Annotated in this window: 30 protein-coding genes and 1 pseudogene; 6 read left to right on the plus strand and 25 right to left on the minus strand. The window is 57.7% G+C overall.

The genetic code is table 11. From position 1 onward, the window contains the following. The 4 genes from KQI17_RS07635 to KQI17_RS07650 form a co-directional block, all read right to left on the minus strand. Positions 1 to 310: hypothetical protein (locus KQI17_RS07635; protein ID WP_216495593.1), on the minus strand; the 310-nt coding region annotated here is incomplete at its 3' end. Positions 311 to 331: 21 nt separating this feature from the next. Beyond that, positions 332 to 820, minus strand: a complete 489-nt coding sequence (locus KQI17_RS07640) for a hypothetical protein (RefSeq protein WP_216495594.1) — start codon at positions 818 to 820, stop codon at positions 332 to 334. After that, entirely contained in the window at positions 817 to 1,131 is a 315-nt protein-coding gene (locus tag KQI17_RS07645) for a zinc ribbon domain-containing protein (protein ID WP_216495595.1), read from the minus strand. The genes KQI17_RS07640 and KQI17_RS07645 overlap by 4 nt, the downstream gene beginning before the upstream one ends. Further along, entirely contained in the window at positions 1,128 to 1,523 is a 396-nt protein-coding gene (locus KQI17_RS07650) for a hypothetical protein (protein ID WP_216495596.1), read from the minus strand. The genes KQI17_RS07645 and KQI17_RS07650 overlap by 4 nt, the downstream gene beginning before the upstream one ends. Before the next feature lie 319 nt (positions 1,524 to 1,842). On the opposite strand from KQI17_RS07650, the gene KQI17_RS07655 reads away from it, so the two are divergent. Together KQI17_RS07655 and KQI17_RS07660 are read left to right on the plus strand one after the other, a co-directional pair. Beyond that, positions 1,843 to 3,177: an ABC transporter substrate-binding protein gene (locus KQI17_RS07655; RefSeq protein ID WP_216495597.1), complete on the plus strand. Its 1,335-nt coding sequence runs from the start codon at positions 1,843 to 1,845 to the stop codon at positions 3,175 to 3,177. 37 nt (positions 3,178 to 3,214) lie between these two features. Then, positions 3,215 to 4,918, plus strand: a complete 1,704-nt coding sequence (locus tag KQI17_RS07660) for a hypothetical protein (RefSeq protein ID WP_216495598.1) — start codon at positions 3,215 to 3,217, stop codon at positions 4,916 to 4,918. 76 nt (positions 4,919 to 4,994) lie between these two features. Here KQI17_RS07660 and KQI17_RS07665 read toward each other — a convergent pair whose 3' ends face one another. The 10 genes from KQI17_RS07665 to KQI17_RS07710 form a co-directional block, all read right to left on the minus strand. Then, on the minus strand, positions 4,995 to 5,267 hold the full coding sequence (locus tag KQI17_RS07665) for an HU family DNA-binding protein (RefSeq protein ID WP_216495599.1): 273 nt from the start codon (positions 5,265 to 5,267) through the stop codon (positions 4,995 to 4,997). Positions 5,268 to 5,556: 289 nt separating this feature from the next. After that, positions 5,557 to 5,964, minus strand: a complete 408-nt coding sequence (locus KQI17_RS07670; RefSeq protein ID WP_216495600.1) for a hypothetical protein — start codon at positions 5,962 to 5,964, stop codon at positions 5,557 to 5,559. A gap of 5 nt (positions 5,965 to 5,969) precedes the next feature. Beyond that, entirely contained in the window at positions 5,970 to 7,151 is a 1,182-nt protein-coding gene (locus KQI17_RS07675) for an N-6 DNA methylase (RefSeq protein WP_216495601.1), read from the minus strand. An 81-nt stretch (positions 7,152 to 7,232) separates the two neighbouring features. After that, entirely contained in the window at positions 7,233 to 7,418 is a 186-nt protein-coding gene (locus tag KQI17_RS07680) for a hypothetical protein (protein WP_216495602.1), read from the minus strand. Further along, entirely contained in the window at positions 7,399 to 8,502 is a 1,104-nt protein-coding gene (locus KQI17_RS07685; protein WP_216495603.1) for a hypothetical protein, read from the minus strand. Before KQI17_RS07685 ends, KQI17_RS07680 begins: the two co-directional genes overlap by 20 nt. Positions 8,503 to 8,504: 2 nt before the next feature. Then, positions 8,505 to 8,732, minus strand: coding sequence for a hypothetical protein (locus KQI17_RS07690; protein WP_253100635.1), 228 nt, complete (start codon positions 8,730 to 8,732; stop codon positions 8,505 to 8,507). 111 nt (positions 8,733 to 8,843) lie between these two features. After that, on the minus strand, positions 8,844 to 9,146 hold the full coding sequence (locus KQI17_RS07695; RefSeq protein WP_216495604.1) for a type II toxin-antitoxin system RelE/ParE family toxin: 303 nt from the start codon (positions 9,144 to 9,146) through the stop codon (positions 8,844 to 8,846). After that, positions 9,139 to 9,429 (minus strand): type II toxin-antitoxin system RelB/DinJ family antitoxin, encoded by a 291-nt coding sequence (locus KQI17_RS07700; RefSeq protein ID WP_216495605.1) that lies wholly within the window; start codon positions 9,427 to 9,429, stop codon positions 9,139 to 9,141. Before KQI17_RS07700 ends, KQI17_RS07695 begins: the two co-directional genes overlap by 8 nt. Positions 9,430 to 9,497: 68 nt before the next feature. Beyond that, entirely contained in the window at positions 9,498 to 10,166 is a 669-nt protein-coding gene (locus tag KQI17_RS07705; RefSeq protein WP_216495606.1) for a DUF2786 domain-containing protein, read from the minus strand. Positions 10,167 to 10,176: 10 nt separating this feature from the next. Then, positions 10,177 to 10,473 (minus strand): hypothetical protein, encoded by a 297-nt coding sequence (locus KQI17_RS07710; protein WP_216495607.1) that lies wholly within the window; start codon positions 10,471 to 10,473, stop codon positions 10,177 to 10,179. A 4-nt stretch (positions 10,474 to 10,477) separates the two neighbouring features. Here KQI17_RS07710 and KQI17_RS07715 point away from each other — a divergent pair. From KQI17_RS07715 to KQI17_RS07730, 4 genes and pseudogenes are all read left to right on the plus strand, one after another. After that, positions 10,478 to 10,582: pseudogene (locus KQI17_RS07715) on the plus strand (helix-turn-helix domain-containing protein); the annotation flags it as partial. Between the two features lie 117 nt (positions 10,583 to 10,699). Beyond that, positions 10,700 to 11,323: a helix-turn-helix domain-containing protein gene (locus KQI17_RS07720; protein WP_216495608.1), complete on the plus strand. Its 624-nt coding sequence runs from the start codon at positions 10,700 to 10,702 to the stop codon at positions 11,321 to 11,323. A 4-nt stretch (positions 11,324 to 11,327) separates the two neighbouring features. After that, on the plus strand, positions 11,328 to 12,701 hold the full coding sequence (gene xerC / locus KQI17_RS07725; RefSeq protein ID WP_216495609.1) for a tyrosine recombinase XerC: 1,374 nt from the start codon (positions 11,328 to 11,330) through the stop codon (positions 12,699 to 12,701). 85 nt (positions 12,702 to 12,786) lie between these two features. Continuing rightward, positions 12,787 to 13,092: a hypothetical protein gene (locus KQI17_RS07730; RefSeq protein ID WP_002304425.1), complete on the plus strand. Its 306-nt coding sequence runs from the start codon at positions 12,787 to 12,789 to the stop codon at positions 13,090 to 13,092. 479 nt (positions 13,093 to 13,571) lie between these two features. Here KQI17_RS07730 and KQI17_RS07735 read toward each other — a convergent pair whose 3' ends face one another. The 11 genes from KQI17_RS07735 to dnaB all read right to left on the minus strand — a co-directional run bounded on the left by KQI17_RS07735 (position 13,572) and on the right by dnaB (position 25,223). Further along, on the minus strand, positions 13,572 to 14,294 hold the full coding sequence (locus KQI17_RS07735; RefSeq protein WP_216495610.1) for a sulfite exporter TauE/SafE family protein: 723 nt from the start codon (positions 14,292 to 14,294) through the stop codon (positions 13,572 to 13,574). Positions 14,295 to 14,396: 102 nt separating this feature from the next. Next, entirely contained in the window at positions 14,397 to 15,113 is a 717-nt protein-coding gene (locus tag KQI17_RS07740) for an ABC transporter ATP-binding protein (RefSeq protein ID WP_216495611.1), read from the minus strand. Next, the gene (locus KQI17_RS07745; RefSeq protein WP_216495612.1) at positions 15,106 to 15,954 is read right to left on the minus strand and encodes an ABC transporter ATP-binding protein; all 849 of its coding nucleotides are present in this window, start codon (positions 15,952 to 15,954) and stop codon (positions 15,106 to 15,108) included. Before KQI17_RS07745 ends, KQI17_RS07740 begins: the two co-directional genes overlap by 8 nt. Further along, positions 15,951 to 17,060: a branched-chain amino acid ABC transporter permease gene (locus KQI17_RS07750; RefSeq protein ID WP_216495613.1), complete on the minus strand. Its 1,110-nt coding sequence runs from the start codon at positions 17,058 to 17,060 to the stop codon at positions 15,951 to 15,953. Before KQI17_RS07750 ends, KQI17_RS07745 begins: the two co-directional genes overlap by 4 nt. Before the next feature lie 12 nt (positions 17,061 to 17,072). Then, positions 17,073 to 17,951, minus strand: coding sequence for a branched-chain amino acid ABC transporter permease (locus KQI17_RS07755; RefSeq protein WP_216495614.1), 879 nt, complete (start codon positions 17,949 to 17,951; stop codon positions 17,073 to 17,075). Between the two features lie 109 nt (positions 17,952 to 18,060). Beyond that, positions 18,061 to 19,263 carry an ABC transporter substrate-binding protein gene (locus tag KQI17_RS07760; RefSeq protein ID WP_216495615.1) on the minus strand — a complete coding sequence of 401 codons (1,203 nt, stop codon included), beginning with the start codon at positions 19,261 to 19,263 and terminating at the stop codon, positions 18,061 to 18,063. 358 nt (positions 19,264 to 19,621) lie between these two features. Beyond that, on the minus strand, positions 19,622 to 21,415 hold the full coding sequence (gene ftsH, locus KQI17_RS07765) for an ATP-dependent zinc metalloprotease FtsH (RefSeq protein ID WP_216495687.1): 1,794 nt from the start codon (positions 21,413 to 21,415) through the stop codon (positions 19,622 to 19,624). A gap of 299 nt (positions 21,416 to 21,714) precedes the next feature. Then, positions 21,715 to 21,888, minus strand: coding sequence for a hypothetical protein (locus KQI17_RS13885; RefSeq protein ID WP_371821976.1), 174 nt, complete (start codon positions 21,886 to 21,888; stop codon positions 21,715 to 21,717). 55 nt (positions 21,889 to 21,943) lie between these two features. Then, on the minus strand, positions 21,944 to 22,498 hold the full coding sequence (gene hpt / locus KQI17_RS07775; RefSeq protein ID WP_022018349.1) for a hypoxanthine phosphoribosyltransferase: 555 nt from the start codon (positions 22,496 to 22,498) through the stop codon (positions 21,944 to 21,946). 44 nt (positions 22,499 to 22,542) lie between these two features. Then, the gene (gene tilS, locus KQI17_RS07780) at positions 22,543 to 23,880 is read right to left on the minus strand and encodes a tRNA lysidine(34) synthetase TilS (RefSeq protein WP_216495616.1); all 1,338 of its coding nucleotides are present in this window, start codon (positions 23,878 to 23,880) and stop codon (positions 22,543 to 22,545) included. Then, a complete protein-coding gene (gene dnaB / locus KQI17_RS07785; protein ID WP_216495617.1) occupies positions 23,877 to 25,223 on the minus strand; it encodes a replicative DNA helicase in 1,347 nt (448 codons plus the stop codon). Before dnaB ends, tilS begins: the two co-directional genes overlap by 4 nt. Positions 25,224 to 25,241: the final 18 nt, after the last annotated feature.

Here is a 25,241-nt window from a genome sequence, read left to right on the forward strand (position 1 = left end):
CATCCCCTCTGTCTCCGGCTTCGTGCCGGCCTTGGAAAAGTGGACGGGGCTGCTGTGCCATGTTCTGCCGCACTCCTGACAGCGAAGGAGAAATCGAAACTCCCCTATGGTAGAGCAATTCGAAGTCATTTTCCAGTACGAGATCTCTTGAAGTGGTCGACTCGAGCTGGGACGCAAACGATACATAGTTCCTGACGCTGCCAGGATCGTAGGATGTATCATCCGCCGCGCTCGCCGTCACGCCCATGGCGGGCACGAGGGACAGCAGCATGACCAGCGTCAGCAGTAAACTGGTCATTCGTTTTCTCATGTTTTTTCCTCCTTCCTGTATTCAAAGTTGCAGCGGGCGGGCCGCTGCCTTCATTACTTCCTTTGTCTCGTCGAGCCATGCGCGCATCTGCTGCGCGGAAAGGTCGCCGATGCAGTAGCCGTCGATGAGCTTCAGCTCCACCGCCTTATCCAATGCGGGCAGCCTTTCCGGGTGTCCGTCCTCGCAGACGAGATAGACCCGGCAATCCGGCAGCTTCCGCCGCACCTCGACGGCGATGTCGCAGCGAGAGGAAACGTCCTTATCCTCCACTCCGTTTGAAAAGTCCAGCTCCAGCAGCAGAAGATCCGCCCTCTCCGCCGTACACTGCCAGACCACATCGTCGTAGTCGTCGGATAGAATACCCAGCGGACGGCAGCCGCCCAAATTACCCAGCCAGTCCGCCGCGCGGCGGGTCATGGTGGGAGTGATGAAGCAGGCTGCTGCTCTGGGCAGGGCCTGTTCTGCTCCGGGACCGCTGGCCGGCGGCTCCCGCTTTCGGAATAAGCTCATACCGCGGTCTCCTTTCTCCGTGTCACGCCTGCCTTCGGCAAGCGCGTCCCGCACTCCGGGCAGTACACCGCGTAGTCGGTGACAGCCACACCGCAGCCGGGGCAGCAGCGGTGGCGGGAGAGGTAGAAGTCATAGAGGGTCTTTTCCGGCAGTACCGCGCCGCAGTCAGCGCAGTGCGTGTCCTGCGCGGGGTTTGCCCTGCCGCATTCCGGGCAGAGCTTACATCGCTGCATGGTTTCCGGTCCGAAGCCGAACTCCAGCAGCGTCACCTGCCGCAGGGCTTTCCGGGTTCTCAGGTCATAGTTTGTCATTCGGCGGCTCCCTCCTTTCCGTCTGTGCCGCCCACCTGCAATCTTGCTCCACAGATGGGGCAGAAGCAGGCGTCCGGTTCCTGGAGGCGGACGCCGCAGTGATGGCAGAACGAGGGGTATTCGTCCTCCCACGGGGCGCAGTCCAGACACAGCCCCGCGTTGACATTGAACATAGCGGAGGATACATACTTCCCGCATTTGGGGCAGAGGTTGAACTCCCACTTGCCCTCCTTGTCCCACGCGATCTCCAGCGCCGCTTCCTCCGTGTCCGCCCGGATGGGCTTGGTCACGCAGCACAGCTCACCGGAGATGTCGCAGTAGAAGCGAAACACCCGCCCGCCTCCGGCGTCCGCAATGACCTTGTACGTTGCTGTTTTCTGAGATTCGGCCACAGACATTCCTCCCTTCCGTTTTTTCTTGCGAAGCATAGGGGGCTATGCTATAATGTGAGAGAAACAAATCAGGCGGCGAGCGGTCCTTCCGTTGGAGCTATGCTCCAACGGAAAGGGGTACCCCTTTCCAATTTCTCTCTGCTGACCGGACGCTCCAAAGCGTCGCTTTGGCTACCCGTTCTCCTGTTGTGTACCATATTTCCTCGCTCCTGTCATCTCCAAAAACCCGAAATTGGGGAGACGGAGGCATAAAAATTTTCAAAAACCATCAAAAATACGGCAATTTGTCAAACGCCTGTTCGATCTGGAGGCTTAACGCATGAAACCAAGATTTTTTGCCGCGCTGCTGGCGGCGCTGATGATCTTCCCCCTCACCGGCTGCGAGAAATCGCTGCTGGACAAGGATGACCCTGTGACGCTGACCTTCTGGCACGTCTACGGCGAACAGTCCGGCTCTCCCATGGACGAGCTTGTGGACGAGTTCAACCGGACGGTGGGCGCGGAAAAGGGCGTGCGGGTGACCGTCACCGGCACCAGCAGCGCCTCCCAGATCGGCGCGTTTCTGTTGCAGGCGCAGGCGGGCGGCTCCGAGCTTCCGGAGATGCCGGATGTGTTCACCTGCCACATTGGGGACGCGCTGGCGCTGGGGGCGGAAAATTTGCTGGACTGGAACAGCCTGTTCACCGAGGGTGAGCGCGAGGAGTTTGTCTCCGGCTTTCTGGCGGACGGCACGGCGGACGGCAAGCTGCTGGTATTCCCCATGTCCAAATCCACCCATGTGCTGATGCTCAACGGCTCCGCCTTTGACCGCTTCTCCGCCGCCACCGGCGCGCAGTACAGCGACCTTACCACATGGGAGGGCTTTTATCAGACCGCCGGTGCTTTCTACGACTACAGCGGCGGCAAGACCTTCTGCGCTCTGGACTATCCTCTCCGCGCTGTGGAGCTGCGGACCATGGAGCAGGGTGCGGAGGATTTCTATACCGAGGACGGCTGGTACGACACGGACAACGCCGTCTTCAAGGAGATCTGGCTGGAATTTGCCCGCGCTCTGGTGCAGGGACATATCCAGATGTCCGACCGCTATTCCAATACGCAGGTCATGACCGGCGAGACCATCTCCGGCATCGGCTCGTCCGCCGCCATCCTCTACTATAATGATAAGGTGAGCTATCTTGACGGCACGGTGGAGCCGATGAACCTGCAAGTCCTGCCCATGCCGAAAACCAACGGTGCCGATGCGCTGATGACGCAGGCGGGCGTGGGTCTTTGCGCCTATAAGACCGATGAAAAGCGGGCGGAGGCCGCGAGCCTGTTCGTCCACTGGCTGACGGAGCCGGAGCGGAACCTTGATTTTGTGGCCGAGACCGGCTATATGCCCGTGCGGAACGGCGCGTTTGACGCCATTGAGGACTATACGGATTTCCCGGAACCACAGCAGGCGTACCAAAATCTCTACGCCGCTCTGAACACCATGCGGCAGGAATATACACCGGTGTCCGAGCCGCGCTTTTCCGGCTATTACGGCAAGGTCAACGCCCTTTACGATGCGCTGCGGGAGGCGCAGAAGGCCTATCCCGCCCGTCTTGCAAATGGCGAGAATATGGATGAGCTGGCCAACGAGACATGGACGCTGCTCTGCTCCATGGGCTGAAGCGGATGAAAAACAAACCACAGGTAGGTAAAAATCGATGCGCCATGTACTGGAAAAACTGAACTACGCCAACCGTTCCATGAAGCACAAGCTGGTACTCTACATGGCGGCGATGGGCCTTCTTCTGGCCGCGGTGCTGCTGGTGAGCCTGCAAATTTTCGGGCGGATCAATACCCCCGGCGAGGAGTTGTCCAAAAGCATGAGCATCCAGATGGAGGTGTTCCGCTCGGATATGACCTCCCTCTGGCGGAATGTCTCCGGCATGAGCGCCCATCTGTCCAAGGATATGACGGACATTCTGGAGGACACATTGGCCGAACAGGGCATGACCTTTTCGGAGCTGGACGGAAATCTTGACGCCATCTCTCAGGTGGAGGAGGCGCTGCTGGAGCCGCTGTGTCAGTATGCCCGTCAGACGGACTGCTCCGGAGCCTTTGTCATTCTGGAAGCCGCCATCGGCGTAAGCAGCGGCGAGGCTGACCGCAGCGGGCTGTATGTCCAGCGGAGCAATGCCGAGCATTTGACCGGGGATCTGCTGCTCTACCGGGGCATGGCGGAGATTGGGAAGGCCCACGGGGTCATGCCCCACCGGAAATGGAGCCGGGAGTTCAACACGGAGACTCTGCCGGATTACCGGCAATGCCTTGCGGATGCGGCCGTGCCGGTATCTTCCGCCTCCTGCCGCACCTCGGCACTGATCACCCTTCCCGGCACCTCGGAGCGGGCCGTTCTGCTGACCATTCCCATGGTCGGGGAGGACGGCACGGTATACGGACTGTGCGGCTTTGGGGTCAACCAGACTTATTTTGCAGCTCACCACAAGCAGCCTACTGGCTTTCAAAGCGTTGCCTGCCTCATGGCCTCGGAGGGCGGCGTGTCCAACACGCTGGACAGCGGCGGGTGTCTGATGACCGGCGGTGCGGGAGACTACTGCTATGTTCCCATTAACGACCGTCTCACACTCAAGCCCATGCGTCACGGCCTGATCGCCATGAAATGCGGGGGACTCTCCTATGTGGGCATGACCATGGACTTTACCGCTGCGGGCGGAGACAGCGAGAGCCGGACATTGGCGGTGCTGATCCCCGCGCAGGATTACCGGCAGCTTGTGGTACGCAGCGTCTGGCAGACCGCTTTGCTGCTGTTCCTGCTGCTCTTTGCCCTGTGCCTTGCCTGCATTGTCCTCAGCCGCAGATACATCTCTCCGCTGCTGCGGGACCTCCGGCAGCTTACGGAGGAAAACCGGGGCGACGGGCAGATGAGTTATAGCGAATTTGCCGCCGTATCCGGATCTCTGCGGGCGCAGGATGAAGCGCATCAGGAGGCTGTTTTCGCGTTGGAGAGCGAGAAGGACGCGGCCCTGCGGCAGAGCGAGTCCCTGTTGGGCGAAAAGGCCGTGCTGCAAGCGCAGGTGGAGGAAACACAAAGCCGGTTGGAGACCGTGCAGACGGACGCATCCCGTATGGCTCACGCGCAGAAGGATGACATTGACCCGGAGGTGTACCGGATCTTTGTGACCGGGCTGGATAAGCTGACGAATACGGAGCGCAAGATCTATGAGGGCTATGTTGTCGGCATGGGGCCACAGGAGATGAGCGTTCAATTCTCTGTTAAGGTGAGCACCATTTACAGCCACACCAAGAGCATTCTCCGAAAGACGGGGCTTGATTCCTACCGAAAGGTACAGCAATATGCCGCGATCCTGCGTCAGACGCAGGAGGAACAGGAGAACGAAACATAGTAAAGAAAAAGCGTCCCCCTTGCGCCGGTCTGAGCGACACGGCGCAAGGGGGCGTTACTGTTCCGTAGTATTATGATTACTTGATGGCGTCTTTGAGGGCCTTGCCGGGCTTGAAAACCGGCACCTTGCAGGCGGGGTAGGTCATGGACTCGCCGGTACGGGGGTTGCGGCCCACGCGGGCAGGGCGCTCCTTGACCTCGAAGCTGCCAAAGCCCACCATCTGCACCTTGTCTCCGCCCTTCATGGCAGTCTCCACCGCACCGGTAAAGGCTGCGAGGGCCGCCTCGCAGTCCTTCTTCGTCAGACCGCTGGTTTCCACCATGGCGGCAATCAGTTCCGTTTTGTTCATAGGTGTTTCACTCCTTCTCATTTGTAGTATGACCGCATTATAACGGAGGGAGTCGGAAGCTGTCAACTGCGGCCTGATTCGGCGTAGTATTGCGTTCGCCCGATAGAGACAAAGCCCTCCAGACCAGTAAAATCATTTACAGAAAGCTGGGTATCCACAAAGCCTATCAGCTCAAAATCTGCATCGCACTTCTGCGTCAGGAGCGAGAAGCACAAAACTGAACAAGAAACGAGCCGCCCCCGTCAAGCGTTGAGCCTGACGGGGGCGGCTTCGTTCCGGACCTTTGCTTTTAATCCTGCTCGAACATTTTCAGAGAGTTCAGGATCGATGTCACACCATCCTGCCCGCCAAACCATTGTTCCAATTCCTCTCCGTCTGCGGGCGGCATAGGTTCAGACGCAGCGGAGATAGCCGCATCCTGCTGTGCGGGGGCCGGCTTCGGCTCGGGCTGCTTTTTCAAATGGCTCTGGTTCTTTGCCAGGATGGCAAGGATCAGCTCCTCCAGCGCCGCCTGATTTGGAACCGGAACAGACACCTCCGGCGTCTCCTTGCAGTTGATATAGTGCAGGACAGCGCTGACAAGAAACTGCGCTTTGCTGCGGCCTTGCCGGTTGAGCAGGTCGATCACCGCTTTATGCTGTGGGTCACAGATGTTGAAGCGGATCGTGAATTTCCCGGGGTCCTTCTTGTCGGTCATAGCACTCACCGCCCGCTGTGCTGAAGCCGGTAAAGATACTCATACCCCTTGGCATTGGCATTGATGTCCTCCACAAAAATCGCCTGCCCGATTTTTCCGGACGCTTCGATCTGCCGGCGCAGCAGAGTAGCGCCCCCGCCCAGGAAGATCACTTTGCCGGACTTGAGTTCCAGCATCCGCTCCCGGAGGCCGCTGAGCAGGTCGTTGATAAATTCCTGTGCCTCCCGTTCTGCCAGAGCGATGACCTCCGGCGCCGCATCCTGATCCTCGCCGCGCAGGATCCGATCGATCTCGCTTTCCTCCAGTAGAATGTCCAGCTCGGCATTTGCTTTTGCGCAGATGCGGTTATAGAGCAGGATTACACCGTTTTCCAGAGAATCACAGGCTGCCATGTCCGGCACACCGTTCCGCAAACGCACATAATCCGCCGTAAAGCCGCCGATATCGACCACCAGCGCTCTGGGGAATGAGGCGAGGTTTTTTACCGTGGCCGCAGCGGCAGAAAAGGACTGCGGGAAACAGGCGGTATTTTCAATGAAGATGGCATAGGGCTTTCCCTTAAACTGAAAGGTCACCGCACCCCGCCCGTTGAAATAGTTGATAAACCGCTTTGCCTGCACGCCAAAATGCGCGGGAGGAAGGCCGACCGCCAGCTGCACGCGCATGAGGCTGCCGCTGTACTGCCCCATCGCTTCGATCTCATGCGCGATGGCAAAAAGCGTCAGAATGAAGAAGCGTTCATAGTCCCGAATGTCACCCTGTACGATGTGTGCCTGCGGGTAGAGCTTTCGGGCAACGGCGCAGGCATTGGGATCGACCTCACATCCGTAGGCGTTGCGTTCATTTGGCAGGAAATTGAAGAAATTCCCCATGCCGCAGGTGAGATCTGCTACCAAATCTGTGTCGGAGAGGCGCAGGGCCGAAACGATCATTTCGCAGAGGGGCGGCGGTGTGAAAAACTGGCCGTTTTCCAGTTCCTTTTTCGCCGCGCTGAATGCGTTGTAGTTTTCATAGTCGCTGCGCCGCAGCCCATGCAGGCCGCCATCGCCGGTATAGCGATTGAAAATGTCCTCGTCGGTCACACCGGACTGCTCACAGGCTCCGCTTTGCAGCAGGCGGAGAATCTGTTCATTCAGCTCTCTGCGCTCCTGCTCCGCCCGCCTTTTCGGGTAATATTCGTATTTCATGTTCAAATCACATCCTTATGTGCAAGTAGGGAGAGGATGCCGAAAGCCGGCATCTTCCACTTGAAATGTATAGAAAGCAGGTCAATACAGCGTATGAAACGCCGCAATGATCCGCAGCCGCACCTCCGGGGTGCGGTCTGCGCTGGTAACATAGTGCCAGCCTTTCTCTGTGGTGTAAGCGTCGATTTCCTCGACGCGGCCGCTGTCCAGACGGAGCCGCATGAAAATATGGGGCCCATTCGTCTGTTCAGCCAGTTTGATCGCCATTGCTGAAATGTTCCTCCTCTGTCAGTAGTGTAAGCTGTTCCTCCTTGGGTGGAGCCGGAGAGCGCCGCTTATTCAGCTGCCGCTCCTTCTGTTCCCTGCGCCGCTGCCGGGATTCCCGTTTTTTGGCGGCCTGCTCCTTTTTGAGATCGACTGCATGGACGACCTCCAAGCCGTCCGCCACATCCCGAAGGTCTTGCAGCAGATCTCTCTGTTCACTTTTGGCAATGCGGATATTCTCCACATCATAGTGAAATTCAAAGTAATCATACTCCCCGTACCGGCGGTGCATTTTGCTGAAAAATGTCTGTCGCCGATCCTCTGGTGTCAGGTGCGGAGAGTCGATCACAGAGCTGCTCCAAAGCGGGTTGAAGTGCGCCTTTTTCGTTTCCAGCCAGATCTCCGCGTCCGTTTGAGCCACAGGATGGGGAAACACACGCTCGCCCTTTGTCACCTGCACTTTCTTTTCCTCCAGAAAGCCGATGCGGGTGACCCATGTGCGGCGCACATCATAAAAGATATTGGCACGGCTCAGGTCCCGCTTCTGCTTGCGAATGACGCAGACAGGATTCTGGCAGCGGCAGCGAATACACTGCTCCACATCGTATTGGACTTCGACATGACCGCCATCATAGCCATTACCGCCAACCACGCAGGCGCAGTAGGCTCCGCCGGTAATCTCCATGTACTGCCGGTGCTGTCTCTCACTTCTCTCCGATTCCACCCTCTCGGCGCTTTGCTCGAAAGAATACCGTTTGCCGGTGGTGTGGCAGGGGCAGAGAGGGACAGGAAAGCCGCGGATGCTGTGTGGACAGTCCTTGCGTTCATAGGGGCAGCGCAGCAGTGGGTTGTCATTTTCCGGGCAGTAATCGATGCCTTGAAAAGAAGCATCGCCGCAGGCAAGGCCCCGGCCGAGATCACTTTTGCCATCGACCAAAAGGCCGCACGGCGTTTCCCATGTAAACTTCAATAGAGCCTCAAAGAGATAGCCGAAATTCTGCCAGTCGCTCCAATACACGAAGGAGGGGTGATTCTCCCGCGTGTAGCCTGCGGCGTAGAGATCCCGGGTCAGTTGATTCTGTTCCATGCTCATATCCCCGGACACGGAACCAGTCCAAAGTGGTTTTCCATCACATAGCGCAGATTTTCCACCGTGACCTGATACTCTTCCGAGATACAGCCCTCGCATACGATCTGCCGGTAGCCCAGCGCACGGCTGCATCGCTTATCCCATGAGTTGACATCACCGCCGCAGACTGGGCAGGCGATGTCTGGATACCACGCCAGTTTCCCGGCATCTGAATAAGTGGGTTTCATATCATCCTCCTAAAATAAAAAAGGACGCACAGACTTTTTACAAGTCTGTGCGTCCTTCGTAGTATGCTGTTGCACAGTGAGCAACAATAATCACTCTAAAAATATGAACCACTAAAATATCTGGTTTTCAGAGCGGCAGTCTGCAATCGCATCTACGAAAACTTTCTGATTTTCAATATAGAAAATCACTTTGTACCATGTTCCAAACAAAGCTTTTCGATAAAAATTGGAGGGCAAGTTTGGATCATCACAAGAGGGGAATTGATACGGATTTTCCTGCATGCGGCGAAGAATCTCAGAAAAGCTCGCTCGGAATCGTTGTGCCGCAGGTTTGCTTACCCGTGCGATAAATTCAGCATGTTGAATCAGCTGAGAGGCTACACGGGGATGAACCTGCACTTGATATTTAGCCATTGGCAGAGCCTCTCTCTATTGCGGAATCAATAGATCTGAGAACAGAATCGGAAGACAGATATTCAACACCCTGTTCTCGTTCCGTCCTTGCTTTGAGCAAATCAGCATAAAGAGACTGCTCAGAACTCAATGATAGGGACAAAGGTACCGCACGATCCCGAACAATTTGCTGAAGAAACATATTGATCGTTCCGGTCATGTTCATACCAAGCTGGCTGAGAACCTGTTCAGCCTGTGCTTTTAATTCCGAATCTGTGCGGATGCTCATGTTGATACTGGCCATGCTCTTACACTCCTTTCGTAGCTCTATTATAATATGCAATATGTGCAATGTCAATGCAAATGCAACAATTACGCCGAGGGTTTCAGCCGGCGGTGCATATCAAATTCCTGCCCATCCACATAGCCCATGGCGGCATATTGGCGGTTCATGCTGCTTGTGGACGAGATCTTATAACTGCTCCGCTTCATTTTGGAAACGGCATCCTCGACCGCCTGCGGCACGACCATGACCAAGCCCCATTCCTGGTGTTCGGCCTCCTGCCTTTGGAAAGCGGCAGACAGCCCGCGGCAGAAGCCCCAGCCATAAGAATTGCACATCTCCCGAAGAGCCTTTGCGGAATATTCCTTTTGGGTACGGATCTGTCTGCATCGGCTTGAGATGCAATCATAGGCGTAGAGAAACGCCAGCTTGCAGAGCTTGAAGTCGTCCTCCATGCCGATAAACCCGATCTCCGAAACCTTGCTGCCGTGTACGGAGCTCCGATAGGGCCTGCAGCAGTAATGTGCGGCAATGAGCGTGGAGAGGTAAACCGTCCACGGCGAAGAGAGCTTCGTGCAGGTGACGCCCACGCATTCCTGAACCACCTTCTTATTCTCCTGCGGCTCAATATCCTCCGGCATGAGCTTATGCTCCGCCATCAGACGCCGGGCCTGCAGCAGCGCGGCTTTGGCTTCCTCCTCGTAAGGGCTTTCCGCCAACGCAAGGAGCTTGGCGATCTTTTCCGTAATCTTTGACATAACAACCACCTCAATAAGAATCTGCGCCTGCCTGATGTTCCGCCCAGTCATAGAGCAGAAGATCGTGGCGCGATGAAGATGAAATGATGCCGGCAGGCCGGATACAGTAATTTGTAAACTGGAATTCGGTCGGCTTGTGCGTATAAAGAACAGCAATCAGTTCATAGGACCGCCCCATCCACTCGCTGGTGTCGATGACCTGCACGGTCTCCTTGCCGAAGTTGAGAGCATAGATCCAGTTATCCTGACAGGCACCATGGAGGGAATACTGCTCACCACCGGGCAAGGATAACAGCTTTTCTTTCATCTGCTCATACAACCTTGTAAAAAAGAAAGTTTTTCACAGCGTCCGCATTGGTGGCAGTATCAGAATCTCCAAAAAGAGTTTTGATGAGTGGTTGGATCATCAAATGTAAGATTTGTCAAGGGTGTCGTACAACCCGGCGACAAACTTCAAAACATATTGAGAGTTCGATAAAATGTAGCCATGACAAGAAACACATGGCTACATTTTTTACATAGGAGGTTGTACGATGGCGGAAATGAGAAAACGCACGAGTATGTCTGTTCCGGAAATGGGCAGGATGCTTGGTCTTGGAAAAACGGAGTCATACTGGCTCATTAAAAAGAATTACTTCAAAACCATTCTTGTCGGCAACACCATGAGGGTGATGATCGACAGCTTTGAAGAATGGTATGCCAATCAGTTCAAATATCAGAAGGTCGATGGAACCCCTCCCGGAGAGGAACTGAAGAAAACTACATATTCAATGGAGGAGCTTGGACAGCGCCTTGGGCTGAAAGAAGCGACTGCTTACGAGCTGGTTGCCAAAGGGCATTTTGATGTGGTTGATGTCCTGGGCAAGCGCAGAGTGACCAAGGAGAGTTTTGAAAGATGGTATGCTTCTCAAACCGATTACCGCACGGTAGAGGATCAGGAACTGGATGCAGATATTATGGCATCCACCTACGGTCTGCCGGAGATTGCAAGAATGCTTGACACCAATCGCCAGAATATCTACAGCATTGCCGCCAAGGGAAGTTTCGAGCTGATTCGAGTGGGCAGGCATAACCGAGCTACAAAAGAGAGCTTTATGAAGTGGTATCAGAATCAGACCCGCTACCGGTTAGTGGAAGATAGACAGGAAAGGAGCTGATTACATGGCATCTATCGTTAAGAGAAAAAAGAAGTATTCTGTGGTTTATACATACACCGATGAGAACGGCAACAAGCGTCAGAAGTGGGAAACCTTTGAAACGAATGCCGAAGCAAAGAAAAGGAAGTTGCAGGTTGAATATGAGCAGGAGTCCGGAACCTTTATTCCCCCTTCTGCTAAAACCGTCAACGATCTTTTGGATGAGTATATGTCAATCTATGGTGTGAACACCTGGGCGATGTCTACCTATGAAAGCAGAAAGAGCCTGATTGCAAACTATATTCGTCCCCTCATCGGTGATATGAAGCTGGAGGATGTCACACCGAGAATCATGGACAAGTATTACAGAGATTTGCTTTCTGTCAAAGCGGTTTCTTCTAAGTATGTAAAAGCCCGTACAGAATATCTGACTCCGCATACTATCCGAGAAGTTCACAAGACATTGCGAAATGCTTTCAATCAGGCGGTCAAGTGGGAATTGATGACCAGAAACCCTGTGGAGCACGCTACGCTGCCGAAGGAAGAACACAAGACCAGGGACATTTGGACAGCGGAAGTGCTCCAGAAGGCTCTGGAAGCCTGTGACGATGATATTCTTCGTCTGGCTATTAACCTTGCCTTCTCCTGTTCCCTGCGAATGGGTGAGCTTCTGGGGCTTACCTGGGACTGTATTGACATTTCCCCTACCAGTATTGAACTTGGTCAGGCAAGCATCTTCGTTGAAAAGGAGTTGCAGAGAGTAAATCGTGAAGCGATGGCAGATCTGGACGGTAAGGACATCATGTTCAAGTTCCCGCCGACCTTCGCCAGTACGCATACCGCATTGGTTCTCAAAACTCCTAAGACCAAAACAAGTGTCCGCAAGGTGTTCTTACCGAAAACCGTAGCGGAAATGTTGGTACAGCGAAAGGCTGACATCGAAGAACTGAAAGACCTTTTCGGTGACGAGTTCGTAGACTTCAATCTGGTTTTCTGTTCTTCCAATGGCAAGCCGATTGAGGGGCAGGTTATCAACCGTGCTTTCAATAAGCTGATTGAGGAGAAGGGACTGCCGAAAGTGGTTTTCCATAGTCTCCGACATTCCAGTATCACTTACAAGCTGAAGCTGAACGGCGGCGATATGAAATCCGTTCAAGGCGATTCCGGTCATGCACAGGTCAAGATGGTAGCGGATGTTTACTCCCATATCATCGACGATGACCGCAGACTGAACGCTGAAAGAATGGAAGCTGCGTTCTACTCAGGCAGACAGGCAACGCCTGAGCCGGTTCAACCAGCCGCAACGGAAAGCTCCGCTGATGATAAAGAACTTCTTCTGAAGCTTCTGCAAAATCCGGAAATGGCAGCACTCCTGAAGTCGCTGGCAAAAACATTATAGTAACTGCAAGGGCAGATCCTTTTACATAGCTACAATAGCTGTAAAAGGGTCTGCCCTTATTTTTTTGTTATGGAGGTCAACGAGTATGGATAGAATCTTTATGGACGAGTATTACGAGCATCTGAGAGCTGACAATATCGAGGCATTTTCCAAGGAAAGGAACGACGAATATGTTGGCAGAGCTGAGGAATACAAAGCAGCAAAGTCGGCATTGCTTGAAGGATTGGGACTTGAGCATTTGTTTGACCATAGCCATGAACTGACTCCGAAAGAGAAAGAAATATGGATGCTGTTCGATAGGGTTGATGTAGCAGAGCTTCTTGCAAGGGATGCTTTTGCCAAGGGTGCTTATATGCTCGGCGCTGAGGATAGAGAGATTATGCTGAAATAAAAAAAGACCTGCTTCGGCGGGTCTAAATTACATAGAATCATTGAGTCTGAAAAACCTTTGAAATTCTTAATAATTCTGGTTGAAAAATTCATTTTGAAATGATATATAAAACAGACTGAAATCTGTGTCTAAGGACACCCGCACCCTCACACGAGAATGAATAGGATTTCCTATCATTTCGCATCACGAGAAGTTACATAGTGACATTTACTTGCACTTGCAACGTCCACCAAAAATCGAAAGACTTGCTAATTTCGAGCCAATCGGACGGTGTAAAATCCCTCTGAATTAGCTATCACAGCGTAGTATCAGATGGGATTTGAAATGCTGAAAAGCCTTGTATTTCCAAGCATTTTTAAGCATTAGATGCCACTTCCCGATGTCGTATCGGGTCTACTCCTAAGCGGAAGGCCAGCGGTCCGAATCCGCTCAGGCGTGCCAAAGAGCGCCGAAGGCTTAGCCTTCGGCGCTCTTTTCTTTTATAGATGCTGCACAATGGTGACCGCGCCGGAGAGAATGACATAGGCGTAGACGAGACGGCGGAGCTGCACGGCGTTGAGCTTTCCGCCGAGCTTCAGCCCGAAGCGCTGCCCGCAGACCACGCCCGCCACGCCGAGCAGCGTCAGCGGCAGGAGGTCGAGCGTGTAGTAGCCGCTCAAAACGCGCGTGGTAATGGACGTTACATTATTCACGGCGAAGTTGGCCTGCGCGTTGGCGAGATAGCTCTCGCGGCTGTCTGTGGCGGCAAGGTAATAGATCGCCATGATCGGCCCGCCGATGGAAAACAGCCCACCGCAGACGCCCGCGAGCAGGCCGCAGACGACGGTGACCGCCGGCGTCACACGGATGGCGGCCTTCTTTTCCGTCAGCAGCAGATAGGCGCCGAGCAGCATCAGGAACGCGCCGAACACCATGGTCATCACGCGCAGGTCCATCGAGCCGATGAAGCGGATGGCCGTCACGCTCGCCGCCGCGTAAAGCAGCGTGGGCGGCAGAGTGAGCTTGAGGTCGATGCTTTTGCGCAGCTTCCACGCCAGCGTGACCGTCAGCCCGAGGCAGATGGAGGTCGAGACCGACGGCGCGACCGCCATGGTGAAAAAGTACGGCAGAATGGTCATCATCACGACCGCCGCGCCGAAGCCCGTGATGGATTGAACAAAGCCGCCGAGCGCTGCGCTCAGCGCGACTGCAAGGTATACCATGATCGCTTTCCTCTGATTCCTTTTCCGAAAAAATGACCGCCGGCATTTCTGCCGACGGTCATTGTATGCTTTTTCCCGAATCGTGTCAAGATTTCACAAGGCTTATTTGCTGCGCTTCTTGCCGAGATAGGCCTCCTTGACCTTTTCATCGGCCAGCAGCTTCGCGCCTGTGCCGCTCATGGTGATGGTGCCGGTCTCGAGCACATAGGCAAGGTCGGCGATCTTGAGCGCCATGTTGGCGTTCTGCTCGATGAGCAGGATGGTCACGCCCTGCCGGTTGATCTCGCGGATGATGTCAAAGATCCCCTGCACGACCAGCGGCGCAAGGCCGAGGGAGGGCTCGTCCATCATCAGCACCTTCGGACGGGACATCAGCCCGCGGCCGACCGCCAGCATCTGCTGTTCGCCGCCGGAGAGCGTACCGGCGAGCTGCCAGTTGCGCTCCTTCAGGCGGGGGAAGAGCTCATACACCCACTCGATATCCTTTTCGATCTCCTCCTTATCCTTGCGCAGATAGGCGCCGATCTTGAGGTTTTCGAGCACGGTCATGTCCGGGAACACGCGCCGTCCCTCAGGGACCTGCGCGATGCCCGCGGCGAGGATGGCGTTGATGGGCTTGCCGATCAGTTCCTCGCCGTTGTAGGTGATGGAGCCGGACTTGGCCTTGACAAGGCCGGAAATGGTACGCAGCGTGGTGGATTTGCCCGCGCCGTTCGCGCCGATGAGGGTGACGATCTTGCCGTCGGGCACCTCCATGTCAATGCCGCGCAGCGCCTGAATGCCGCCGTAGGCGACCTGAAGGTTTTGAATTTTAAGCATCCTCTTCCACCCCCAGATAGGCGTCGATGACGCGCTGGTTATTCTGGATCTCCTCCGGCGTACCGGTGGCGATCAGTTCACCGAAGTCAATGACGTAGATGCGGTCGGAAATGTCCATGACGAGGTCCATGTGGTGCTCGATGAGCAGGATGGTCATGTGGAACTCGTCACGGATGCGGCCGATGAACTCGGTCAGCTCGTTCGTCTCCTGCGGATTCATGCCAGCGGCAGGCTCGTCGAGCATCAGGAGCTTCGGATGCGTCGCCAGCGCGCGGGCGATCTCCAACCGGCGCTGCTTGCCGTAGGGCAAAGACGTCGCCAGCTCGTCCTTCACATCCTCCAGACCCACGATGCGCAGAAGCTCCATGACCTCCGCGCGATGCTGCGCCTCCTCCTTGCGGTTGAGACGGAACGTGGCGGAAAAGACGTTGCTGGTGCGCAGCATATGCTTGGCGATGAGCACATTGTCGAACACGGTCTGGGACTTCCACAGGCGGATGTTCTGGAACGTGCGCGCCATGCCGAGCTTGGTGATCCGGTCGGGCGTAGGGTCGAGCACGGGCAGCTGAACGAATTTCCCGGCCTCCTTGCCCTTGTAATTCTGCTTCATCTTGCCCTGCGGATGGTTGCGAACGATCGGCTCGCCCATGAAGCTGACCTGACCGTTCGTCGGCTCATACACACCGGTGATGGTGTTGAACGCGGTGGTCTTGCCCGCGCCGTTGGGACCGATGAGCGCGACGATCTCGCCCTCGTTGACCTCAAGGCTCAGGTTGTCGACGGCGACGACGCCGCCGAACTGCATCGTAATATTGTCAAGACGCAGAACGTTTTGGCTCATTTCTCGCCGCCTCCCTTCTTTGTATGACGGCGCAGGAGATCGGGCAGCTCCTTATCGCCCATGATGCCCTTGCGGAAGAAGAGCACGACGACCATGATGATGACGGAGATGACCGCCATGCGGAAGCCGTTCTTGAAGAGGCCCGGTGCCGTGATGCCGAGGAACTTGCCGGTATCCAGACCGCGCAGCAGCCACTCGAGCGCCGCGATGTAGAGGAAGCTCGTGAGCACGCTGCCGGTGATGGAGCCGATGCCGCCGATGACGACCAGCAGCAAGATCTCATAGGTCATGCTGCTTCGGAACGACATCGCCGGCACCGCGCCCATGTACATCGCCAGCATACCGCCGCCGACGCCCGCGAAGAACGAGGAAATGACGAAGGCAAGGCGCTTGTGGTGGGCGAGATTGATGCCCATCGCCTCGGCGGCGACCTCGTCGTCGCGGATGGCCTTGAACGCGCGGCCGTAGGTGGAGTTCACCAGCAGCACAACGCACGCGATGAACACGCCGATGAGCAGCAGGTACGCGGTCGCGCTGCTGAAATCGGGATAGCCCTTGAGAAGGTTCGAGGCGTTGGTCAGCGGACCGATGGCGTTCCATTGGATAATGGTGCGCATGATCTCGGCAAAGCCGAGGGTCGCAATGGCGAGGTAGTCGCTCTTCAGACGCAGCACGGGCAGACCGATCAGATAGGCGAAGAACGCCGCGATCAGACCGCCGACAAGCAGCGCGAGGATCATGCCGACCGCCGCGCCGACCTTGTCGCCAAGGAAGCCCGCAAAGACCTCCGGCAGGGAGAACTTCACGATGCCGCCGTCAAAATACTGGTACACGCCCGCGCGCTTGGCGACCGGGATGCACAGCACCGCGTAGGAATACGCGCCGAGGAGCATAAAGCCCGCCTGACCGAGGGAGAAAAGGCCCGTAAAGCCGTTGAGCAGGTTCATCGAAACGGCGACGAGGGAATAGACCGACGCCTTTTTGATGACCTTGATCACAATGTGATAGCTCGGGAGCTGGGAGTCGAGGACCATCGTGACCGCCAGCACGACGAACAGGATGAGCGCGGTGAAGATATACTCTTTGCCGATCGTTTTCTTTTTCATCTTCACCCCTCCTTACACCTTGTCCGTGACCTTTTCGCCGAACAGTCCCGTGGGCTTGACGCACAGCACGATGATCAGCAGCGCAAAGGTGAACGCATCGGAGAAGGTAGACTGGCCGAGGCCCTTGATGATCTCCTCGCAAAGGCCGATGAGGAAAGCGCCGACCACCGCGCCGGGAATGGAGCCGATGCCGCCGAACACCGCCGCGACGAAGGCCTTCAATCCCGGCATACCGCCGGAGGTGATGGCCACCGTGGGATAGTTGGTGAAGTAGAGCATCGCGCCGACCGCGGCGAGGAACGAACCGATGACAAAGGTCATGGAAATGACGGAATTGATCTTCACGCCCATGAGCTGCGCCGTCTCAAAGTCCTTGGCGGCGGCACGCATTCCCATGCCGATCTTGGTCTTTTTGATGAGCGCGACGAGCGCAAAGACGAGCGCGATGGTCAGAACGGGCGTCACGACCGTGACGCGCTTGGTGGACGCGCCGAAGAGCGTGATGGTGTCGGAGATCCAGGGGATCGACGTCTTGACCGGCTGCGGCAGGCCGCCGGTCAGGTAGAACGCAAGATTCTGGATGAGGTAGCTCACACCGATGGCACTGATCATCAGCGACATACGCGGCGCCGTGCGCAGCGGCTTATAGGCCACGCGCTCGATGGCAAAGCCGAGAATGACGGTGAAGATGAGCACCAGCGGGATCGAAATGTACATGGGCATGGACGCGGTGGTGTAGACCATGATCAGGCCTGCCACCATAAAGACATCGCCGTGGGCAAAGTTAATGAGGCGCAGAATGCCGTAGACCAGCGTGTAGCCGATGGCGATGAGCGCGTACTGACCTCCCACAGAGATACCACTGATCAGATACGGTAAAATTCCCTGCATGGAAAACCTCCTGTTGGTAGGATTCGGGGGAACGCGAAAAAACGGGGAAAACTTGGCGGGGCAAAAGCCCCGCCAAGTTTGCTGCTTGTGGAGAGATTTGTGGCTTTTCTCAGTCGATGCCCTGGATCTTCACGAAGTCCCACGCACCGGTCTCGGTGTTGGCGGTCTTGATGTAGGCCGCGTCGCGCTTGGCGTCGCCGATGTCGTCGAAGGCGATCTCGCCGGAGATGCCGGAGTAGGTCACGCCGGGCAGAGCCGCGAGGATGTCGGCGGGCGCGGTGCTGCCGGCAGCCTTGATGGCCTCAAGCGCGGTGAAGTAAGCGTCGTAGCCCATGACGGTGACGGCGGAGACCATGTCGTTGCCGCCGTTGTTGGTCTTGGCGTCGGCGTTGGCATTGATCCACTCCTTGATGCCGGCGTCGAACTCGGGATTACCACCCTCCTGATAGAAGGTCGTGATCTTAACATCGACATCCTTGCCCTTGGCGGCCTCAACGACCATGTTGCTGTCGAGCGTGTCGCCGCCGAGGATCGTGCCCTCGAACTTCTGCGCGGCGGCGGCCTCAACGATCAGCTGCGCATAGTTGATGGAGACGGGGGAGAAAATGACGCCGGCGTTGGCAGCCTTGGCGTTGTTGATATAGGAAACGAAGTTGGCATTGCCCTCGGGGAAGTTCTCGGCAACGACCTTGCCGCCGAGCTTCTCAAAGGCCTGCGTGAAGTAGTAGATCAAGCCCTGATCGTAGTCGCTGCCGAGCATACCGAGCAGGTAAGCGGTGTCGACGCCGAGCTCCTTGTAGGCATAGTTCGCAAGAACGGTGCCCTGGAAGGGATCGAGGAAGCAGATGCGGAAGTAGACATCGCAGTCGGAAGTGACCTGCGGGTTGGTGCAGGTGACGCCGATGGCAGGCACGCCGGCCTCGGCGAACACGGTGCCGCCGGCCATGGACACGCCGGAGCCGTAGGAGCCGAGCACGATGCTCACGCCCTTGTTGACCAGCTCAGCGGCCGCGGACGGGCCGTTCTCGGCTGCGGTACGGTTATCGACGACCTCCAGCTGGACCTTGTAGGTCTCGCCGTTGATGTCGACGGTGGGCTGGACGTAGTTGGCATACTGCATACCAAGCACCTCCTGCTTGCCGCCGGCGCCGTTGTCGCCGGTGAGCGGCTCGAAGACGCCGATCTTCACGACCTTCTCTTCGCCGGTGGTGTTGGGCGTGCCGCCCTCCTGCTGTTCGCCGCCCTTGTCGCCGCAGGCGACCAGGCCAAGCGCCATGACGAGCGCAAGGACGAGTGCAAGAATCTTTTTCATATACATATCCTCCTGACTTTCTGCCGCGCTGCCGCGGCAAGCGGGGCGTCCGCCCCTTTTGGTTGCAGTTTATTTTATCGAACCGTTGAATGGATTTCAAGCGTCGAATCTGTCAGAATTTTCGGTCGTTTCCGGTCGTTTTTCCCACGGTCGCCTCCAAATTTCATGTGCATTTGTCTACGCGCCGCGGACTCAAGTCCATTTATTGAGAATATCTATTGCTTTTCTGTTTTCCCCACGAGGACAAATGCTCTTGTCACTTTGCACAATAAAGATTTTCGCAAGAAAAGAAAAAAGTGACGCAGGGAACGGCAAATGCCCGTCCCTGCGTCACTTTTTCCATTCGTCCTTTTGCCCATCAGGCTTTTTCGCCGACCATTCGCTCAAATTCCTCGCCGGTCATCGTCTCGTGGGCGAGCAGATATTCCGCCACGGCGGTCAGCGCCTCGCGCCGTGCCGTCAAGATCTCCTCGCAGCGCGCATACGCGCGGTCGATGATGGCCTTGACCTCGTCGTCGATCTCGGCGGCGGTCTTTTCCGAGTAGCTGCGCGTCTGGCCCATCGTCTTGCCGATGAACACCTCGTCGTGCCCGCTCTCAAAGGCGATGGAGCCGAGCTTCTCGCTCATGCCGTAGGCTGTGACCATCTTGCGCGCGATGTGCGAGGCGCGCTCGATGTCGTTCGAGGCGCCGGTGGAAATGTCGCCGAGCATCAGCTTCTCCGCCGCGCGCCCGCCGAGGAGTGAGACGATCTGCTCCTCCATGTAGCGCTTGGACTGGTAGGAGTGGTCCTCGTCGGGCAGCGCGATGGTCATGCCGCCCGCCTGTCCGCGCGGCACGATGGTGATGCGATGCACCGGCTCGTGCGTCGGCAGCGCGTGCATCACGACGGCATGGCCCGCCTCGTGATAGGCGGTCAGCTTCCGCTCGTGCTCCGGCACAACGCGGCTGCGCTTCTCGGGTCCGGCGAGGACCTTGATCTCCGCCTCCTCGAAGTCCGCCATGGTGATGAATTGGTCGCCGCGGCGCGCGCACAGCAGCGCCGCCTCGTTGGAAAGGTTCTCAAGGTCCGCGCCGGTGAAGCCCGCCGTGCCCCGCGCGACCTTGGCAAGGTCCACGTCCTCGGCAAGCGGCTTGTTGGCGGTGTGGATCTTCAAAACGTCCTCGCGTCCCTTGATGTCGGGATAGCCGACGTAGATCTGGCGGTCAAAGCGGCTGGGGCGCAGCAGCGCGGGGTCGAGGATGTCCGCACGGTTGGTCGCCGCGAGAACGACCACGCCGTCGTTCGTGCCGAAGCCGTCCATCTCGACGAGCAGCTGGTTGAGCGTCTGCTCGCGCTCGTCGTGACCGCCGCCGAGGCCGGTGCCGCGCTGGCGGCCGACCGCGTCGATCTCGTCGATGAAAATGATGCAGGGAGCCGCCTTCTTGGCCTGCTCGAACAGGTCGCGCACGCGGCTTGCGCCGACGCCGACGTACATCTCCACAAAGTCCGAGCCGGAGATGGAGAGGAACTCCACGCCCGCCTCACCCGCGACCGCGCGGGCGAGCAGCGTCTTGCCCGTGCCCGGAGGGCCGACGAGCAGCACGCCCTTGGGAATACGCGCGCCGAGCTCGACAAACCTTTGCGGGTCGCGCAGGAAGTCCACGATCTCCGCAAGCTCCTCCTTCTCCTCGTCCGCGCCCGCAACATCGGCAAAGGTGGTCTTGCGGGCGCTCTCGCTGCCGTGCCGGAAGGTGGCGTTGCCGAACTTCGCCATACGGTCGTTCCCGCCGCCGGAGGCGCGCATGGAGAAAAAGTACCAGATGGCGAACAGCCCCGCGACGGCGATCACATAGGGCAGGGCAATGGCAAGGTAGTTAGGCGAGTGGTTGGCGGAGTAGTTATAGTCCTCCAGAATGCCGGCGGCCTTCTGCTCCACGACAAGGTCGTTGAGGTCGTCGTAGAAAAGGTCGAAGTCGTAGAGCTCCTTCCGGAGCTCCGTCTTGCCATCCACCGCCTCGCGCAGCTTGAGCGTGAGCGTGGTGTCCTGCACGGCGAAGGACTTCACCTTCTCCTGTTCAAAGAGCTGCACGACCTCAGCATAGGAGATCTCCGGCTCCTTGGGGCGGAAGAAATACGAGGCGGCCGAGAGCAGCATGAAAACGCACAGCATCCACAGTACATAATTGGGTCGTTTGGTCTGGGTCAAAGGTTTTCCCTCCTTTTGCGGCAGCAGAGTCTGCCTTGAAGAAAAGAGGCGACGAGCGCCTCTTTTCGATTCTTCAAAAAAGTCCTCCGGACTTTTTTGATATTTGGATGCGCTTCGCTCTGCGCCTCTCCGCCGCAGCGGCTCGACGCTCACTTCGCGAGATGTGTTATTTCAGACGCGCATGTCGTCAGAAATAACAGTCAAGATCATTTGCGCCGTGCGCGGCGCAAAGCCTGCGGCGCTTTTTCCATCATACGCCGGCCTTACTTGCTGTAGACCTCCGGCTTGAGCACACCGATGTACGGCATATTGCGGTACTGCTGGGCGTAATCCAGCCCGTAGCCCTTCCCACCGCGCAGGCGCGGCGGGAGCCCTTTGATCTTACTCTGAACGGTACGGAATGAATCCGTCCCGTTCCAAGATTTTGCCTGCGGCAAAATGCTTGTACGCGCTTACGCGCGCCGCCCCTTTCAGGGCGTGTGGGCTACGGCCTTACTTGCTGTAGACCTCCGGCTTGAGCACACCGATGTACGGCATATTACGGTACTGCTGGGCGTAATCCAGCCCGTAGCCCACGACGAACTCGTCGGGGACCTCAAAGCCCGCGAGATCGGCCGTGATGGGCTTGACGCGGCGGGCGGGCTTATCGAGCAGAGTAACGACCGTCACGCTCTTGGCGCCCTTGGTGAGGAAATAGTTCTTGAGGAAGTAGAGGGTATTGCCGGAGTCCAGGATGTCCTCAATGACCACGATCTCGCGGCCCGTAATGTCCTGCTGCAGGTCGTGCGTGATCTGCACCACGCCGGACGAGGACGTGCCGTTCTGGTAGGACGACACCGCGATGAACTCGATGTCGCTCTTGATCTGGCAGGCGCGGACGATGTCCGCCATGAAGATGAAGCTGCCCTTGAGCACGCCGAGGAACAGCGGGTTGCGGTCCTTGAACTGCTCGTAGAGCGTGTCGCCCATCTCCTGCACGCGCGTCCTGATCTGCTCCTCGCTGTAGAGCACCTTCAGCATATCCTGATCCATCATGCTTTTCGCCATAGTTTTTCCCTCTCCCATTGTTTTATGTTTGTTTTTCCGGAGACTTACTCCGCGGTTTTCTCAAAGGTCAATACACACACGCTCTCGCCGTCGCCCGGCAGGAACAGCGCGTCCGTGCCGATGCCGTACACCGCAGCGACCGCGCCGCCCGAGCGGATGACCGGCGTTTGCTCCCGCTCATCCGGCGAAAAGCCGCGCTCGGCGAAGAGCCGCTTGAGGCTCCGCGAGCCGCGCGAGACGGGCAGCGTCATGCTCTCCCGCGCGTCCCACGCGCCGACCGAGAGCGGCGCGTCCAAAGCGGCACCTCTTAATATAACGGTATTCTCGGAATTTTCAACCGTTTTTTCGCATTTTCGGCAGGTGATGGCAAAGCCACCCCACCGGACGGTCTCCCCTGCGCGGAGCAAAACGCGCTCCGGCGTTTCCCTCCGGTGTGTGCAGAGCGTCAGCACACCGTCCGCGCGCCGCGCGGTCACGCCGCCGGGCAGGTCGAGCTGTGCCGTCCCGCTTCCCGCACAAAGCGCGGCAAGCGCGTCGTAGTGCGCGGCGGTGAAGTCCTTCTTCCCCGCGCCGAGCGCGTCGAGCGCAAGGCGCAGCACCCTCGGCTTCAGGACCGCGGGTACCTGCGTGACCGCCGCGCAGGGCAGCGTCACCGCGCCGGCCTCCGTTTTCAGCTCCGTCAGATAAGCGGCGGCAAGGGAGTCGAGGTATTCATCCTCCTGCCGCAGGCGCAGCGCCGTCTCGCCGATGTGCTCGACCGCCTGCGCGTTGACCCGGCAGAGCTTCGGCAGCACCTCCGCGCGGATAAAGTTGCGCGTGAGCGCCGTGTCCGCGTTGGTCGCGTCCGTGCGATAGGGCACATGATGCTCCTTCGCGTAGGCGGCAAGCTCCTCCCGCGTCAGGCAGAGGAAGGGGCGCACCAGCCTGCCGTTTTTCGGCGCGATGCCCGCAAGGCCCGCCATGCCCGTGCCGCGAGCAAGATGAAAGAGCACCGTTTCGGCGTTGTCGTTCGCGTGATGGGCGGTGACGATGCGCGCCGCGCCGGTCTGACCGGCGACGGAGTTAAGAAAGTCATAGCGCAGCTTGCGCGCCGCCTCCTCGATTGTCAGGCCGTTCTCCCGGGCGTAGGCCGCCACATCGCCCGTGCCGACGCACAGCGGGATGCGCCGCGCCGCGCACCACGCGCGCACGAGATCCTCGTCCATGTCGGCCTCCTGCCCGCGCAGCTGATGGTTGTAGTGCGCCGCGCACACGCGGTAGCCGTTTTCGTATAAAAAGTCCAGCAGACACATCGAGTCCATGCCGCCCGAAGCCGCCGCGAGCAGCAGCTCGTAGCGCGGCAGCAGGTCGAAGCGCTGCACAAAGTCCAGTACCTTTTTCATTCGTCCTCGTACCGCCTTTCGAGCGTGCCGAAGGTCGTGTACTCCGGCATCCAGCGCAGCTCGACCTTGCCGGTCTCGCCGTGGCGGTTCTTGGCGACGATGCACTCGGCAATGTTGTGCTTTTCGGAATCCTCGTTGTAATAGTCGTCGCGGTAGAGAAAGAGCACGATGTCCGCGTCCTGCTCGATCGCGCCGGATTCACGCAGGTCGGAGAGCATGGGGCGCTTGTCGTCGCGCTTTTCGTTCGCGCGCGAGAGCTGTGAAAGGCAGAGCACAGGGACCTGCAATTCCTTCGCCATGATCTTGAGCATACGCGAAATGTCGCTCACCGCCTGCTGGCGGTTTTCGCCGCTGTAGCCCTTTCCGCCGGCAGAGGTCATCAGCTGAAGATAGTCGATGACGACGAGGCCGAGGTTTTCGATGCGGCGGCATTTGGCGTTCATGTCCGCGACGGTGAGGAGCGGGTTGTCGTCGATCTTGATGTCCGTGCGGCTGAGCGTCGAGGCCGCCTCCGCGATCTTCACCCAGTCGCTCTCGCGCAGATTGCCGGAGATGAGCCGTCCGTTCTCCACCAGCGCTTCGTTGGACAGCACACGGGTGACGAGCTGTTCCTTGGACATTTCCAGGGAAAAGACCGCGACCGCCTTGCCGCTCGCCTTTGCCACGTTGAGCGCCACATTGAGCGCAAAGCTGGTCTTGCCCATACCGGGTCTTGCCGCCAACAGAATAAGGTCAGATTTGCTCAGGCCGTTGATCTTGTCGTCCACGGCGCTCAGGCCCGTGGAAAGACCCGGCAGCGTCTTGCCGCCGGCGGCGGAAAGCTCGGCGAGGTGGTCGAGCACGCCCTGCAGCACAACGCTGATCTGCTCCATATTCTGTGCGCTGCGCCCGCGGCGCACCGCGTAGATCTTCTGCTCGGCGGCGTCGAGCACGGCGGAGGCTCCGCCCGTGCCGTCCTGCACCATGCCGGTGATGTCGCTCGCCACGGTCGCGATCGCGCGCAGCAGCGCCTTGTCACGCACGATGTCGGCGTATTCGTTGACGTTCGCGGAGGTTGGCGTGACCTCCATGAGCTGCACAAGATAATTGCGCGTGGTGTTTTCGTCATAGGTGCCGTTGCGCTCCATCTCGCCCGCGACGGTCACGCCGTCGATGGGCTTGGAGTAGAGGAACATGGAATAGATCGTCTCGAAGATCTCCCGGTTCTGGCGCAGGTAGAAATCCTCGGGGCGCAGCTTTTCCATCACGTCCTTGATGCAGTTCGCGTCGATGAGCATCGAGCCGAGCACCGCCTGCTCCGCCTCGAGCGAGTGCGGCATCTGGCGGTAGAGCAGTTCGTCCATCGCAGGGCACCTCTTTTC

This window comes from Oscillibacter sp. MSJ-31 (genome assembly GCF_018918025.1).
Lineage (GTDB): Bacteria > Bacillota > Clostridia > Oscillospirales > Oscillospiraceae > Hominicoprocola.